Here is a 14264-nt window from a genome sequence, read left to right on the forward strand (position 1 = left end):
AACTCATTGTTTGCACTACATTTCAATATCTAGTTCGTCCTTATTCCGGCCTTTTTTCTCGGCTACATTCTCGGTCTGTTTGTCTTGGCTACTGCCCGACCGTAGCGCCTGCTGCAAGGCACGCAAAGTGCTTGTGGCTCCCTGCTGCTGCTCCGGCTTTTCTCGGCCAGTACTCAGCAATTGGTAAGCGTTATCAATCGGTAGCCCTTCCTGCGCCCGACCTTCTATCCGTTCTAGCATTCGGTAAAAGCTCTTATCATACTCGCGGGCCTCGGCTATCTTCTGCACCTGCCGGGGGTCTAGTTGCTGCTCCTTCGGTACTAGCATATTAATGCCCTCTACTCGCTCTCCAATCTTGGTGGCTCGGGCTGCATCGCGGCTGGCGTCGCGCTGCTTCTGTTGCACTTTTTCGTGTTCCTGGGCGGTATAGCCAAACTGATTTTCAAACTGCTTGCCTGCTACCTTCTGCCACTCTATGAGGTTGAATCTATTCCGGCGTCCAGTCGGATTTAACGTGATTTTCTGCTCGGTGTCGCGTGCACTAACAATGATATGAATATGGGTCTGTAAGCCCGGCCTCTTATCCCCTGCTTTGGCACTGCCGGCGTTCACCTCCGGGTCAGTACCTCGGTAGCTTCTATTCTGGTGAATGGTGGCCCCTCAAACCAGGTTTTCACTGTCCAAACTACGCCCGTTTTTCAGCTTAAAATTCTCCGCGTAGTGTTCCATTACTTCGCGAGTATATTTCTTCAACTTGACCTCACTGTTCTCAATGTGGGCTAGTTTATTGCTGCTCGGACTGATAACTAATGAATAAAATTTGGCGTCGTCAGCGCGCAAACCTTTCACGTTATTATCAATACTCTGCATTAATTCTGCTGTATCTATCTTGTCCTTTTCGGCTCCAAAAAAGGTGGCTTCTTTCCCATTCTTGCTTACTTCTTGCTTCAAATAATTGAGCGTTTGCGCGCTGCTGCCGTTGTTGTTATAGGCGGCGTGTCCGTGGGTTGCTGGGTTAATTACCTTAACATACATGGTAGATTAACTACTAATCATAGGTCGTTTTTCTCCGACTGCCCCCTGCATTTGCCTTGCCGTGACCGGCCCCTCGGGCATTAGTTAGGGCGTCGTTTACCTGCTGTTCTATCATTTCTTCGTTCTGCTGCCGTAGCTTCTTCAGGCTCTCCCGCTGCACGGCTAACTGTTGCTCGGTGTAAACACTGAGTTGCTGTGTGAGCCGGTTCACTAGAATCTCATTCATGCGTAGCAAGCGGTCTATTGTTATTCGGGTGCGTAGCATTTCCTCTAGCATCGGGATAAGCAAACTGCGTTCCTCTTCCTGCAAGTAACTAAAAACTCGGTCGCCCAATTTTTTCACCTGCTGCATAATCAACTGGCCCTCGCGGGCGTCATTATCGAGTGGGTTTAGCTTTCGCTTAGCAAAGTAGCTGACGCTGGCGGCGGCGTACTCGCCCTGGCTGACACCAAGCCTTTTGGCCTCCTCGCTTAGCAGCTTGTGTACTGCCGTGGGCACGTTTACGCTTTTCATTTCCGGGTTTGAGGGCATAGGCATTTAGAATCTATTTTTAGAGATAATCTAGGTTAAAACTATACTAAAAGTCAACAAGTTATGACTAGTAACCTACAAGCTTCAGCTCTGCTGAAACATAAACAACACATTATCATATTTTTAGATATGATAATGTGTTGTTCTTCTTGCTAATAGCATTGTTACGGTTCCTAATAGCATTGTTACGGTTCCTAAGAGCATTGTTACGGTTCTTTACTACGGTTTGCTTCGCCTGTATATCGGACTACTTATCTAGAATTAAGCTACAACTATCTATGACTAGGCTATAACTACAATTAGGTACTAAGACTACCCACCTGGCGTCGGTTGCTTCGGTTACTCCTTTTAATTATCACTCCTAACTACCTCACTCAACTCAGCTACTCTAGCTCCTAGCGCTACTCTTAGTTACCGCTTCTCCTTGCGCTTTTTAGCAATTATGGGTCGTTGAGAGAAAAGCTAGTACCTGGCTTCCTTACCACCTGTTCAACTCTTTGCCTACACCTAACTTACCTTCCCGTATTTATACTAAATTACCACTTTACCACTTTTTAATTACTATACTTATCCTGGCTCTATTCAGCTCGTTTCCTCTCTCCTGTCATTTTCTTACCACTTTACCACCTTACCACTTTCAACTAATTTTATCTGCTCTATTTCTTATTTACCACCTTACTACTTTACTACTTTACTACTTTACTACTTTACTACTTTACTACTTTACTACTTTACTACTTTACCACTTTACCACTTTACCACCTTACCACTTTACCACTTTACCACTTTACCACCTTACTACTTTACCACTTTACCACTTTACCACCTTACTACTTTACCACTTTACCACTTTACCACCTTACTACTTTACTACTTTACTACCTTACTACCTTACTACCTTACTACCTTACTACCTTACTACCTTACTACCTTACCACTTTACTACCTTACCACTTTACCACTTTACCACTTTACCACTTTACCACTTTACTACCTTACCACTTTACTACCTTACCATCTTACCATCTTACTGCTTTACTACTTTACCATCTTACCACTTTACCATCTTACCACTTTACTATTTTTTATTATCTTTGCCTTGCTTCCTCTCTGACCAATCGGGGGCTTTAATCCCAACCTTATAACCAGTAGAAGCCATGTCAAAAATCATCAGCTTTGCTACCCAAAAAGGCGGCTCGGGTAAATCAACTTTAGCTCTCGTCCTGGCTGCTCCTCTTGCCACTGAGTACGGCCTAAAAATCGCTATCTTGGATTGTGACTATCAGCAAAGCATTGTCAAGACGCGCAATCAGATTGATGCACCTAGCATGGCTGCAATGCTAGAGCATGACCCGTCGGCAAAATATCCTTATGACGTATTCCCATTGGCCCTGGATAAAATCTTTGATTTCATCGACAACCCAGAAAACGAATACGATCTAATTATCATCGATATACCGGGCCGGGCTGACGGAGAAGATGTTTTTAACGCTCTCACTAGCTGCGACGCTGTTATAGTGCCACTAGTGTCAGACTACCTAGACCGTGCTTCTACTGCTGAGTTTATGGGTATCCTCGAAAGTATTAAGGGTGCTGCCAATAAGGCCGGGCTACCCTTTGATTACTTTGGTCTAGCTACTAAGCGAATTGCGGGCCGTAGGGAAGAAAAAGAAATGGATGAGTACATAGACGGGCTGGGCCTCTCTCGCTTTAAGTCATTTCTAAGTAACCGCCTGGCCTACTCGCGGGCGTCTACTCTGCATAGCCTGCTTACTCCTGGCTTCCGCACCTATGCTGGTGGCACCAAGGAAAGCTCGGAAGAAATACGCCGCGTGTGTGAGGAGCTGATAGAACGCTTGAGCCTACCGAATACCAAAGCGGCTTCGGGCGAATCATCTACCACTGTAACTGAATAAGGCAATGGCTAAAACCTATGTACCACCTCGCGGCCGTATTCCTGTCTCAGATTCGGATAGAACTGCTGCCCGTGCTAGAATGGATGGCGAAAAGACCAAGCAAGCTAGCGAAGCTGCGGTGGTCCTAAATCAGCCAGTAGCTCTGATGGCCACTGAACCTGCCGCGCCTGCTGTTGTTCCAACTAGGTTAGCCGCGCCTGTGGCTACTGAGTTGGTGACTACGGTTGTTGAGCCTACGTTTGACGTGACCACTGCACCTGCTACCGAGGCTGCGCTCGACTTGGCCACTACTACGTCCGTCGAACCTATACCCGTAGCTACTGCACCTGCACCAACCAAGCCAGTTCCCCAATCAACGGTAACAGTTGCTCCTGGCCGCCGTGGCCGTAAGCCAACGATGATTACTGAGCAAGGGGTCGAACCGCCTGCCGTGCGCTCGGTAAAGATTCGAGAGACCGTTTGGGGGGATATTAAATTGTTACTTGCCTTACTTCCAAAAGAAGAAAATACACCTCGTAATATTCAATCTTATGTAGAAGCCGCTCATCAGCACTACGAGGCGCACCTGCGTAAGCAAGGAAAATTACCTGCAAAATAGCATAAAGGTTGTAATTTGCTGGACTGGTTAGAAGTGAGGTCGGTTTGGTCGCCGGCAATACTTGCTCCTAATTCGGCGCTGCGACGCGCCAATCAAGGGCAGTTCCTAACGGGGCTGTCCTTGCTTTTTTATATGGATATCACCTAAAAAGACTTCGCTGAATTGGTAAGGTCTTTCTGACGTGGGTTAAAGAGTTGTTCATGTTTTCTGGTATGCCGTTCGGTCCTGGTAATTGAGGATATTGTTAGGTAAGGACCGTTGCCGAACTAAGCGGAAAATAGTTAGCCAGCACTTGGGTAACCTTCGCTTCGGTGAGGGGTTTGGCTAGGACCCTTAAGTCAGGAATGGCCTGGGGGCGGGTCAGGTCGCAGAGGCTGCTAGAGGTGGTAAGTACCACGACGACTACGCTCTGCCGTTGGGCCTCGGGCTAGTGCCGGTAGGTTTCCAGGGACTCAAACTTGTCCTATCAGAGAGACAGGTAAACTCTTCCGTATCAGAATAAAATCCTGTGTAAGGTTTACGCTTAGCTTATAATTTCAATAACTACTGCGAATGAGTATCAGTTCTAATTCTTCACAGCTGCTGCTTGTTGTATGCGCTCGTGTAACTACCGGATGCTATTGGGTGGAACGGAGAACGTCTTGCCTGTCCTGGGTTATAAAGTTCAGGTGTAGTCGAGAACAGAGACTGTAGGAGTAGGTTGGAGACTAACTTCTGACTCTTTACCCGCAGTGTAGTCGCGTTGGGGGCGCTGATAGATACTTCACCCTTATTGGTAACCAGCGTTGGTTGGAATTGGTCAGGTAGGAGTATTTCTCGACCTGTTGCTTTTCTATCTGGAATTGCAATGCCTTATGGTCATTGAGCCCAGAATGCTGAATACACGGCAAGATGTGGTGAAGTGTATTGAATGCACCCGGGCCGGTAAGAATTAAGGAAAGCGGGTAAGCATTTTAGGAGGCGTTTTATGCGTTTAGGGACTTGTTAGGGGTATTCCAGACTTATAAAACCTTTCCTTTAAGCAAGTCAAAAACTGTCGGGAGCTTCAGAAAAAGCTCGCAACTAGCTTATAAAATCTTTCCTTTAGCCTACCTTGAGGCTAGTGAAAAGTTAACCTAAAGCTGTTGTCTGGCTTATGAAACCTTTCTTTTAGAGGTAAACGCGGGTCTGTTAGTAGAGAAATGGGTTAAGACTAGCCCGAAGAAGTCTGGGTTTAAGTGCCTCGCAGGCCGACTTATAAAATCTTTCCTTTTAAAGGGAAGAAGCAAGCTGCTTAGCTTGTTGTATAGAGACAGGCTAAGATTACGAACCTTCTTCTTTGTGACTGGAAGTAGCAAAGGTTTTTCTTGTAAAAATAAAATTATATAATATATTGTAAAAGTGCAATCACGGTTTACGTTAGGTTTGGTTGTTATGTTGGTGTTTCTTGTTTTCGTTCGGTCGAGTTTACTGTTAGTAGAACACCCTGAAAGCTTTTTTTAGCTCTCATCACAATTTTGTGATATTTGTTAGTTATTTGTTCTATTTGTAGGGCTCATAACTTGTTGATTATTAAAGTGATAAAAGGGGTTTGGGAAAGGTTTTATAAGCGAAAGGAAAGGTTTTATAAGCCTAAGGGAAAGGTTTTATAAGCGAAAGGAAAGGTTTTATAAGCCTAAGGGAAAGGTTTTATAAGCGAAAGGAAAGGTCTCTCAGGAAAAACTTTCCTTTTTACTTTCTTTTCGCCAGTTCGCTACTATCTTTGCCTTTATCCCATTCCTGTTATCTTATGCAAGGTCTTGACAATGTGTCTGGTATGGCTAGCTCTACCGGTCTGGAAATTCGTCAGCACAATGCCATTACAACGGCGCGGTATGAGATGACGGCCTGCGAGATGGATATTGTGTTCTATTTGCTCTCGTTACTGAAAAAGGAAGACCGGGTTGGAACGTTTTACCGGGTGAAGGTGCTCGATTTACAGCACCTTACCGGCCGGCAATGGAACTACCAGCAGTTTCTGGAAGCCACTTCTGCTCTCCGCTCGCGTGAGTATGTGATTGAGGATAATAAGCGCATCTTGCAGGTAGGTCTACTCGCTTCCGCTGAATATATTAAAGGGGAAGGGGTAATCGAGTTGGAAATCTCGGAAAAGATTAGGCCCTACCTGATAGATTTGAAGCGGAATTTCACTTCTTTCCGGTTGCAGGCTGCTTTTAGTCTTAGCAGTAAGTACGCTAAGCGTATCTACCAACTTGCCTCGCAGTGGAAGGATAAGTCAGTTACCCGCACATTCACCCTGCACGATTTAAAAGTAATGCTCTCGTTGAAGGATCCGAAGGGTGTAGAGTCGGAGCAGTATACAAAAGTGTCTATGTTCCAGAAGTACGTGCTTGATGTTGCCGTTACGCAAATTAATCAGAATACGGATCTTCATATCGGGTACGAGCTTATCAAGAAGGGCCGCTCCTTCGAGAGTATTCGCTTTCAAATCAAGCAGCAAGAGCCACTGCAGCTTCCTCTACCTTTTGAACAGCCGCTGGATGATTCTCGGATTCAATTGGCGCAGCAGCGTTTATTGGAGCTTGATATCAGGGACGGACGACTTGTGGAGCAGATACTAGGCGAAGGGCGAATGATAGATGAGTTGTTTGCTTTTTGCTACAAGCTTAAAACTGGTAAAATTAAGGCTGCATCCAATCCTGGTGGTTTGTTTCTGACAGTAGTTGGTTTGCGAAAAGCACAGTCTGTGACAGATAAAAAATAGTGGGTATAAACACACATACTATGATCAGCCGCATAAATCAACAAAATATTAAAGTCTAAAAAAGTACAAAGAATATTCAAATTTTTTACCTTTTTAGACTTTAATTTTAGCCTGCTCTTGATTACCTGCTAGGCGTGTTCGACGGCCGCCGTATGGGCGGCCTGCGATTTGAAACCGACCTGGCTGGTCTCTTCCTCAACGACCACCGGCTCAACGACCACCGGGCGAGGGCGACTCCGACGTGGCTCTCGCTGCACGAGCTCGAGCATGCCAGTCTGCAGCTGGAGCGGGTGGATGCGCCATAGAATCCGGATTATCTCAAGTGGCTGTTTATGCTGGTTGTGCCCGACTCCTCGCTGGGCGGCGCGCGGCTTAAGGCCAGCGTCGTGGATGAGCGGGGGTAGCTCTAGATCGCCAAGTTCCCCAGCGGGCAGGACGACCACGACGTGGGAGCTTAGGAAACCGTCGTGAATGAGCTGACCCGGGCTGCGGGTAGCGGTTGGCCAGGCCCAACGCTTCAACAGCCACCACCACACCTATCTCTCGCAACGCTTTGACCGCACGCCGCACGCCTTCACTTTGCCTCCGCCATGACGCTGCTGAGCTACCAAGACCGCGCTGACCACCAGGACGGGGCCAGGCTTGGAGCTGGCGGGCCTGCTCTTGAAGCAGGGGGCTAGGGTAGGGGAGGACCTGACGGAGCTGTAACGGCACATTGTATTCAACATCTGCGTTTCCAATACTGATGAGCACCTACGCAACCACGGCTTTTTGCTCACGCCCTAGGGCTGGCAGCTCTCCCCGGCATTCGACCTGAATTCCATTGTGTACGGGTATGGACTAAAGCTCAACATCTCCGAAACTAACAACGCGCTGGATTTTAACTTGGCCCGCGCGGTAGCGCCATACTTCCGCCTGTCGGGACGGCAGGCTCGCGCAGGTGGTTAGCGCGGTGCGGAACTGGCGAGCGGTAGCGGAGCGCTACCAGCTGAGCCGGGCTGAGCAGGAAACGATGACGAGCGCCTTTGCCGCCGCGGGCTAAGCTTGCCCCTGCTATCCAGAGCTAGTGGGGCGGGTGCTGTACTCCGGCCAGGACCACGGCAATGATGTTCTTTACGAGCAAATTCATCAGATTTGCTACCCGCAGCTCGCCAATAGTAAGGTAGCAAAATCTGCCTCGCGCTGCCTGATGGTACGATACGTCATGCGCAGGCGCTCCGCTCGCGCTCGGTGAAAGTGAAGCGACCGTAGCGCAGCAGGTCCGTAAAGCGGCGAGGTCTGGGAGTAGCAACCGGAGCTGGAAAGAAGAGGGGCAGCGGGCATTGGGCGAAAAAGGAGCAGTAGAAAAGTAAGCGAAGAGCCAGCAGCCGGCGGGTAACCCACCGCCCCCGGCCCGGCTACCCCACCCGGCGCCGGGTGGAGGTAGCCGGGCCGGAGTTACTCCGGAGCATTGGTAGTAAAGAAAGCCAAAGTCTGCCGCGCCTTATCGGCCAGCGTGCGGTCTTCCCATTCGGCAATCTGCCGGATGGGAAGACCGCACGCTGGATGGGCTGGGTTGGCCTCTCGCGTGATTCGGGCTGAGGTTGTCCGTCGCTGCTCAACGCCGACTGGTTAGCGCTTGCGGTTGAAATCGAACCGAGAAGAACTCAAGTATTGCTTCTACACTAATGGCAAACGTATTATAAATCCTGGCGGGCGAGCCACATACACCTGCCCCAAGTGCCAGCCCGCGCCGGTTTTAGCAGTTGAAAACGGCGATGCGCCTTAATTATTACCGGTAGGACGTTTCAATTCGGGACCGATACTTTTTGTAAACCCGCTGCGCCTCCGCGATGCTTTGGCCCGACGCAGCCACGGGAAAATCCTTGCGGGAATTCACCCATTGCCACTCCCAGGCTTTAATCTGCTGCTCGAATAGTTTAATATCCGCTGGTTTATCAGCCACCAGCGAATTATCCAGTACTACAAAAAACTGCTGCCACCGGACTTTGTAAAAGTCCGTCAGCAGCCCGCTCCACTGCCGGTTTGAGTACTCGTTGAGGGGGCTTTCCGCATCGCCCCAGAGCGTAATTAAATCCTTGGCGTTTCGCTCGTACAACGCTTTTTCGCGGGCTGTAGCCCCCCACTTGCGGGCGTCGGCCACCCAGGGGCCCAGCAAAAAATCCTTGCGGGTGGCCAGCAATCGGTCCTCGTCGTCAATCAGCGCCAGAAACTGCGCGCTGTACTTTCTAAAATCTGCGGTATTTTTTTGCTGGTACGCCCGCACCAGCTGCCGTTGCAGTGGCAGCGCGTAGTTGGCAAGCACCTGCCGCGACACGTCCACCAAATCGTACTGAAACCCGTCGCTTTTGGCGCAGGCCGGCGTGGCTTTAATTAAATAATCCCAGGCCGGTAGCAGGTCTTTCGGCGCGTAATTAAGCGTCGTCTTCGTCCACCGCGCCACCGAGTCCAGCGTGGGCCGGCCTACTATAATGGATTCCGCCCCGTCCCGGATTTTCTGGCCGTTGTAGGCCGTGGTCCGCAGTATTTGCCACGCGGCCAGCGCATCGGCATCCGCGTGGCCGTAGCGGCGGCGCACGTAGTTGCCCAACCAAGCGATTAATTCGGGCGCGGTGGTTTGCCAGACGTGCTCCGTCATCAATTCGTACAGCACCGGGTTCTGCTCGATGCCTTCCATCGTCAGACCGATTCCCACCATTTTCCCCGCGCCGCCGTCGTGCAGGGCGGCCGCGGGGCCCTGGGCCACGCCGTCCATCCGGCCAAACAGGCTGATGTTGCCACCGAAATTGTGGAGCATGTTCCAAATCCAGGGTTTGCCATAAAACGCATTGGTGCGTTTCCAGACGGGCTCAATTTCCGCCGCCAAATCGAGCAGAATCATGTTGTCGTCCGGCACCGCTTTGAGCAGGGCTTCAATCTGCGGCGCTTTCCAAAACTTCCGGTCGCTGTAAAACAGCCAGCCCTGCATCACCCACACCGCCTGCGGGTCGGCCCGCCGCATGCCTTCGTAGATGCGGGCGCTCAGCTTGCCTAGAAATTCGGGGTTGTCCGACGGCGGCTCGTTTTCATTAAACGTATCGGCCGAATACAAGTGGTCGGTGCCGTAAAGTTTGGTTTGGGCTTCCAGGAACCGCTTCCCCACTTCGGCAAACAACGGGTCTTCCGAATCGAGGATGTACGTGTCCGCGAAGCCGTTCGTCCAGTTGGTTTGCTTGAGCTTGGCCGTGGGGTAACGCTTCTTGAACGCGGCGGGCACGTGCCCCGTGAAGGCCGGCAGCACTGGCTTCATGCCCAGCGCGCGCTCGCGGGCCAGTATTTTCTGCTGCAACGCCCGGTGGCTGGCCATCCAGCCCAGGGGCAGGGGCCCGCCCCAGCCGTCGAGGTTGCCCATGTAGAACCAGCCGAAATAAGCAGGCCCGCTGAAAAAGCCCTGCAAGTCGTCGGCGGAAAAGCCCATGTCTTGGTACACCTGCTGCCACACGTACTCCTGCCCGGTAATGGCCAGCGGCATGTTGATGCCGTGTAGGGCCATCCAGTCGATTTCCTTTTCCCAGCGCGCCCAGTCCCACCAGCTCATACTGTAGCTGTAGGTGCAGTAATTTAAGTAGTAGCGGTACGTGTACGGCGTGGCCTTGTGGACCTTGACTGGAACGCGGGGAAGCACGGCCGGCAAGTGCAGGTTTACGCCGTTCCAGGTAATCTGGCAGTGCGCGTACTCCCGCAGGTAATAGTAGAGCGCCGAGCCGATTGTGCCGGCATTGTTGCCGCGCAGAACGATTTTACCACCCTTGCTTTCAATCTCAAAAACGTCTTTCCCCTGGGCCGCGGGCAATTCTTCCACCAGGAAATTACTCGCTTTGGCCGGCACCGTGCGCGCGATGAGCGAATCGGCCGCGCCCTTGTTCAATTGCCCGTAAGCCCGGGGTCCCAATAGGCCCAGGACCGCGCAAAAAAAGAAAAGGTATTTATTCATTCTCATGCGTTGCAAAACTTAATTAGTGCAGAAAATTAGTGTTCCGGCCACGTCGCCCAAACGCGCCGTTCCGGCAAGCACACCAAGGACTACTGCCGAATGAGCTAGGGGCCCATGCGGCATTGCCCGCCGCCCGCGCCTGGGTTCAAAGCCGGGGCCTGGCCCAGGGGCAAACAAAATCAATTTATGCCGACGTAATAGTTATTTCCGGCCTCGCAATAAACGCAGTAATTAATGCCCGTCGCCCGAACTGAAAAGTATCAGGCCGCAAATGCCCAGGCTAATTAGAACGACTAGCAGCATTGATACCAGAAAGGCCATTGCCCAATAGGCACCGGACCTGGCTACTAAAAGAGCTGCAATGAATTATATTTTAATGTATATCCTTTTTCTGTCAAGCACATACGCCACTACCCAGCACAATAGCATGTAGCTTATGGCAAACAGTAGGGCCCCCAAAGAACCAGGAAAAACCTGCTGATAAAAGACCTGATTGACCCAGTCATAGATGCCTAAGTGTGGACGAATCCATATCAATTGGAGCGGGACTAATAACAACTCCGATAATAAATAAATAGCTAAGGGATTTCTTCCAAAAATAAGAAAAAAAGAGGTGCCCCGTTTTGCATTTTTAATTTCAACGGCTAAAATTAGAAAACCTAGTATGGCTAAGTCGATACCGATGGTGAGTAGCGCAAACGAGCTGGTCCACATCTTCTTTGATATCGGAAAAAATTGACCCCAGAAAAGCGCCGTGCAGATTAGTATTGCGCCGTATGCAAATAGCATGGCTACAGATTCGTAAGTTTTACCTTTTTTTTGAAGATACACCCCTGCTAAAAACCCACTGATTACGTTCACAATACTGGTCAGCGTACTTAGCAAGCCTTCGGGGTCAAAGGCAATCGGCCCTCCTTGTTTGTGGTATAGGTGAGCATCCCCCATAATCAATATATCCAGCCGTGTACCTGCATTGCCAAGCATTGTGTATTCCTCACCTGCCTTGCTGAAACGTAGCAGAAAAACCCAATAGCTAGTCAAAAGCAGTGCAGAAATAATAATAGCTGCTTTTTGGGTGCAGTAATGGGCAATAAGTGACCCGAAAAAGTAACACAGCGCAATGCGCTGCAAAACGCCCATGATACGCGTATTGGCTATAGAATTAAAAGCCCATTCATTATCAACGCGGTGGAAAAATGGAAACCAATACATTAGGTACCCAAGCAAAAATATAATTACCGTTCTTTTAAATACCTTAGCAAGAAATACCGTATTTGATTCGTATTTCGCCTTGGAAAAACTCAAAGCATTACCTACTGCGAAAAGAAAGGACGGAAAAACCAAATCTGCTGGTGTAAAACCAATCCAATCAGCATGGTTGAACGGTGACCAGGCAGCGGCTCCTGAACCCGAAGAATTTACGATAATCATGAAACATACCGTCATGCCACGGAATACATCGAGTGCAGCAAACCTTCCTACGGCGTTTATCATTTTAGCAATTGCATTAAATTCATTTGCCCAATTTAGTCGTTTTTCACAACCCGGACTCTAGGTGCTGCTTGATTACCACTTCGGCAGCATTTCCATTTTGAACATGCTTTCATTTATTCCCGGAGTTTTTCATCATATACATCGGCCCGCGCTTCGACTCCGGTAGTTTGGGGTTAGCGCTGGGGCCTGGCACGGAATAATTAAAAAGGGATGCTAGTTCTTCGTAGTACACGCCGGTGGCTGAGGTGGTCGGGTAAGAATGGACACGGAGAAAGTAACTTTTCCTTATCATGGAAGCAGCAAAACCAGCCGGTAAACGGCAGCGAACCAAGTATGATGCGGCCTTTCGGACCGAAGCGGTCCGCCGTGTCACGCAAGACGGGCAGCCGGTGACGCGGGTCGCGCTGGCGGTAGGTATGAGCGAAGCTGTGTTGGGCAAATGGCCTTGGTTAAAAGTTTGGTACAAAAGTTAAACGGGCGGGTTACTGGGGGCTGGTTTGCGGTGGGCGTGAATCACCACTTTGCGATGGCGTAAATACTTGTAAAGAGTGACTTTGCAGATGTGCAAGCGCTGGGCAATCTCGTTGACGCCGAGCTGCTGCTCGCGGTAGAGGGTTTCGGCGATGATGGCCGTGCGCTCCGCTTCTTCGGAGAGGCCCCGTTGGCGGCCACCGACCCGGGCGCGGGCCGAGGCCAGCCCGGCGTGGGTGCGCTCGCGAATCAGCTCGCGCTCAAACTCGGCCAGCGAGGCAAACAGATTAAACACGAGGCGGCCCTGGGCCGAGGTCGTGTTGATGGCATCGGTGAGCGAGACCAGCCCCACGCCCATTTGCTGCAAGTCACCGACCACCTTCAGCAGGTGGCGTAGCGAGCGCCCGAGCCGGTCGAGCTTGTAGATATAAACCGTGTCGCCGGTGCGCAGCTGCGTGAGCAGCCGTTCCAACTCGGGGCGGCTGGCGCTTGCGCCGGACACCTTTTCCTGGTAGATGGTCTCACAGCCGGCCTTGGTCAGGGCATCGAGTTGCAGTTCCAGGTTCTGGTCGCGGGTCGAGACGCGGGCGTAGCCAATTTTCATGGGGCAAAGTACAGGTTATCCGTCACGAAGGCACTCTTTTCTGTACTTTGATTGCTGAACAAATTTTCTGTACTAAATCGGCTCATTTTCCACCCATTTAGGTTGGCAGCCGGTAATCAGCTTAGTTGTTCACTAAAACGCTCGTTTTGCTAAACAACCATTTGCCAAAAAAATCCGCTCCATCTAAAAAAGGACTTTTTGTTGGACCGGGTGCAGCAGCCTAGCAAACGAGCCGTTATTTGCACTGCTCGGTAACGCTAGCCGAGCAATCGCTTACTGTCTTACGGAATGCTTGATTCGTTTATTGACCGTTACAGCGAGGCGACCATTACCCGCGTTCAAACCACCTATCTAGAGGTAGCAGTCTCTACCGGAGTCTTTCGCATCCAGTACCGGGACAAAGTGGAGTTTGTCGCCAAACCTAGCGCGCAGGGCCGCCTCGCGCAGATGCGGGACCATCCCTTGCTCTGGGACTACAATGGACCGTGTGATACGGTATACCTCTCTAACGCGGCCCTGGACCCGCCGCACCTCTTGGCAGAACTCCAGCGCATGGTGGCAACTGTCACGCAGGGGTGGCGCTCGCTAGAGCGCTACTTGTTCCTGCGTCCCAAAGCAAGCGCTGTGACCCTATTAACGCAGAACCTGGCCAATGGAAGTGGCCTGCTGTTACAGAGCGCCCCTATTGCAATAGTGGAAGTTGTCCGCACTGCTTGTCAGCAGCACGGGGTGACAACCTACTGCCGCCCGTAGCCCCCGTGTCAACAGGGCTCCCCCTGCCTAGGCAAGTGCTCTTTATCGGCGGGTGTTATGTTATTGCCCGCGATTTTGAGGTTCATGCAATATGATGTTCCTCCTGAGGAGTAGTGCAAATCGAGCCAGTCTGGCCATCCAAGAA

Annotated in this window: 10 protein-coding genes and 1 pseudogene; 6 read left to right on the forward strand and 5 right to left on the reverse strand. The window is 50.6% G+C overall.

Features of this window, described 5'->3' with window-relative positions:
* Positions 1 to 15: 15 nt before the first annotated feature.
* Positions 16 to 1035, reverse strand: a pseudogene (locus ACFSDX_RS23890) (DUF5712 family protein).
* 13 nt (positions 1036 to 1048) lie between these two features.
* Positions 1049 to 1567: a BfmA/BtgA family mobilization protein gene (locus ACFSDX_RS23895; protein WP_382318286.1), complete on the reverse strand. Its 519-nt coding sequence runs from the start codon at positions 1565 to 1567 to the stop codon at positions 1049 to 1051.
* A 1157-nt stretch (positions 1568 to 2724) separates the two neighbouring features.
* Here ACFSDX_RS23895 and ACFSDX_RS23900 point away from each other — a divergent pair.
* The 4 genes from ACFSDX_RS23900 (at position 2725) to ACFSDX_RS23915 (ending at position 7129) form a co-directional block, all read left to right on the forward strand.
* Positions 2725 to 3483 (forward strand): ParA family protein, encoded by a 759-nt coding sequence (locus tag ACFSDX_RS23900; protein ID WP_382318288.1) that lies wholly within the window; start codon positions 2725 to 2727, stop codon positions 3481 to 3483.
* A 4-nt stretch (positions 3484 to 3487) separates the two neighbouring features.
* A complete protein-coding gene (locus ACFSDX_RS23905; protein ID WP_382318290.1) occupies positions 3488 to 4081 on the forward strand; it encodes a hypothetical protein in 594 nt (197 codons plus the stop codon).
* 1768 nt (positions 4082 to 5849) lie between these two features.
* The gene (locus ACFSDX_RS23910) at positions 5850 to 6824 is read left to right on the forward strand and encodes a replication initiation protein (RefSeq protein ID WP_382318292.1); all 975 of its coding nucleotides are present in this window, start codon (positions 5850 to 5852) and stop codon (positions 6822 to 6824) included.
* A 134-nt stretch (positions 6825 to 6958) separates the two neighbouring features.
* On the forward strand, positions 6959 to 7129 hold the full coding sequence (locus tag ACFSDX_RS23915; protein WP_382318294.1) for a hypothetical protein: 171 nt from the start codon (positions 6959 to 6961) through the stop codon (positions 7127 to 7129).
* A 1466-nt stretch (positions 7130 to 8595) separates the two neighbouring features.
* On the opposite strand, the gene ACFSDX_RS23920 is transcribed toward ACFSDX_RS23915, so the two are convergent.
* Positions 8596 to 10797: an alpha-N-acetylglucosaminidase gene (locus ACFSDX_RS23920; RefSeq protein WP_382318296.1), complete on the reverse strand. Its 2202-nt coding sequence runs from the start codon at positions 10795 to 10797 to the stop codon at positions 8596 to 8598.
* A 366-nt stretch (positions 10798 to 11163) separates the two neighbouring features.
* Positions 11164 to 12291: an acyltransferase family protein gene (locus ACFSDX_RS23925; RefSeq protein WP_382318298.1), complete on the reverse strand. Its 1128-nt coding sequence runs from the start codon at positions 12289 to 12291 to the stop codon at positions 11164 to 11166.
* Positions 12292 to 12581: 290 nt separating this feature from the next.
* Here ACFSDX_RS23925 and ACFSDX_RS23930 point away from each other — a divergent pair, with 290 nt between their 5' ends.
* Positions 12582 to 12764, forward strand: coding sequence for a transposase (locus ACFSDX_RS23930; protein WP_382318301.1), 183 nt, complete (start codon positions 12582 to 12584; stop codon positions 12762 to 12764).
* On the opposite strand, the gene ACFSDX_RS23935 is transcribed toward ACFSDX_RS23930, so the two are convergent.
* Entirely contained in the window at positions 12761 to 13366 is a 606-nt protein-coding gene (locus ACFSDX_RS23935) for a recombinase family protein (protein WP_382318303.1), read from the reverse strand. The genes ACFSDX_RS23930 and ACFSDX_RS23935 overlap by 4 nt on opposite strands.
* 288 nt (positions 13367 to 13654) lie before the next feature.
* Between ACFSDX_RS23935 and ACFSDX_RS23940 the strand changes: the two genes are divergently transcribed.
* Positions 13655 to 14119 (forward strand): hypothetical protein, encoded by a 465-nt coding sequence (locus ACFSDX_RS23940; protein WP_382318305.1) that lies wholly within the window; start codon positions 13655 to 13657, stop codon positions 14117 to 14119.
* Positions 14120 to 14264 lie beyond the last annotated feature (145 nt).

It is taken from the genome of Hymenobacter bucti, assembly GCF_042681145.1.
In the GTDB taxonomy this organism is placed as follows: domain Bacteria; phylum Bacteroidota; class Bacteroidia; order Cytophagales; family Hymenobacteraceae; genus Hymenobacter; species Hymenobacter bucti.

Bases quoted from the DNA above. Each gene is read 5' to 3' on its own strand.
- ACFSDX_RS23895 (WP_382318286.1), bottom strand. From the start codon at position 1,567: ATGCCCTCAAACCCGGAAATGAAAAGCGTAAACGTGCCCACGGCAGTA.
- ACFSDX_RS23900 (WP_382318288.1), top strand. From the start codon at position 2,725: ATGTCAAAAATCATCAGCTTTGCTACCCAAAAAGGCGGCTCGGGTAAA.
- ACFSDX_RS23905 (WP_382318290.1), top strand. From the start codon at position 3,488: ATGGCTAAAACCTATGTACCACCTCGCGGCCGTATTCCTGTCTCAGAT.
- ACFSDX_RS23910 (WP_382318292.1), top strand. From the start codon at position 5,850: ATGCAAGGTCTTGACAATGTGTCTGGTATGGCTAGCTCTACCGGTCTG.
- ACFSDX_RS23920 (WP_382318296.1), bottom strand. From the start codon at position 10,797: ATGAATAAATACCTTTTCTTTTTTTGCGCGGTCCTGGGCCTATTGGGA.
- ACFSDX_RS23925 (WP_382318298.1), bottom strand. From the start codon at position 12,291: ATGATAAACGCCGTAGGAAGGTTTGCTGCACTCGATGTATTCCGTGGC.
- ACFSDX_RS23930 (WP_382318301.1), top strand. From the start codon at position 12,582: ATGGAAGCAGCAAAACCAGCCGGTAAACGGCAGCGAACCAAGTATGAT.
- ACFSDX_RS23935 (WP_382318303.1), bottom strand. From the start codon at position 13,366: ATGAAAATTGGCTACGCCCGCGTCTCGACCCGCGACCAGAACCTGGAA.
- ACFSDX_RS23940 (WP_382318305.1), top strand. From the start codon at position 13,655: ATGCTTGATTCGTTTATTGACCGTTACAGCGAGGCGACCATTACCCGC.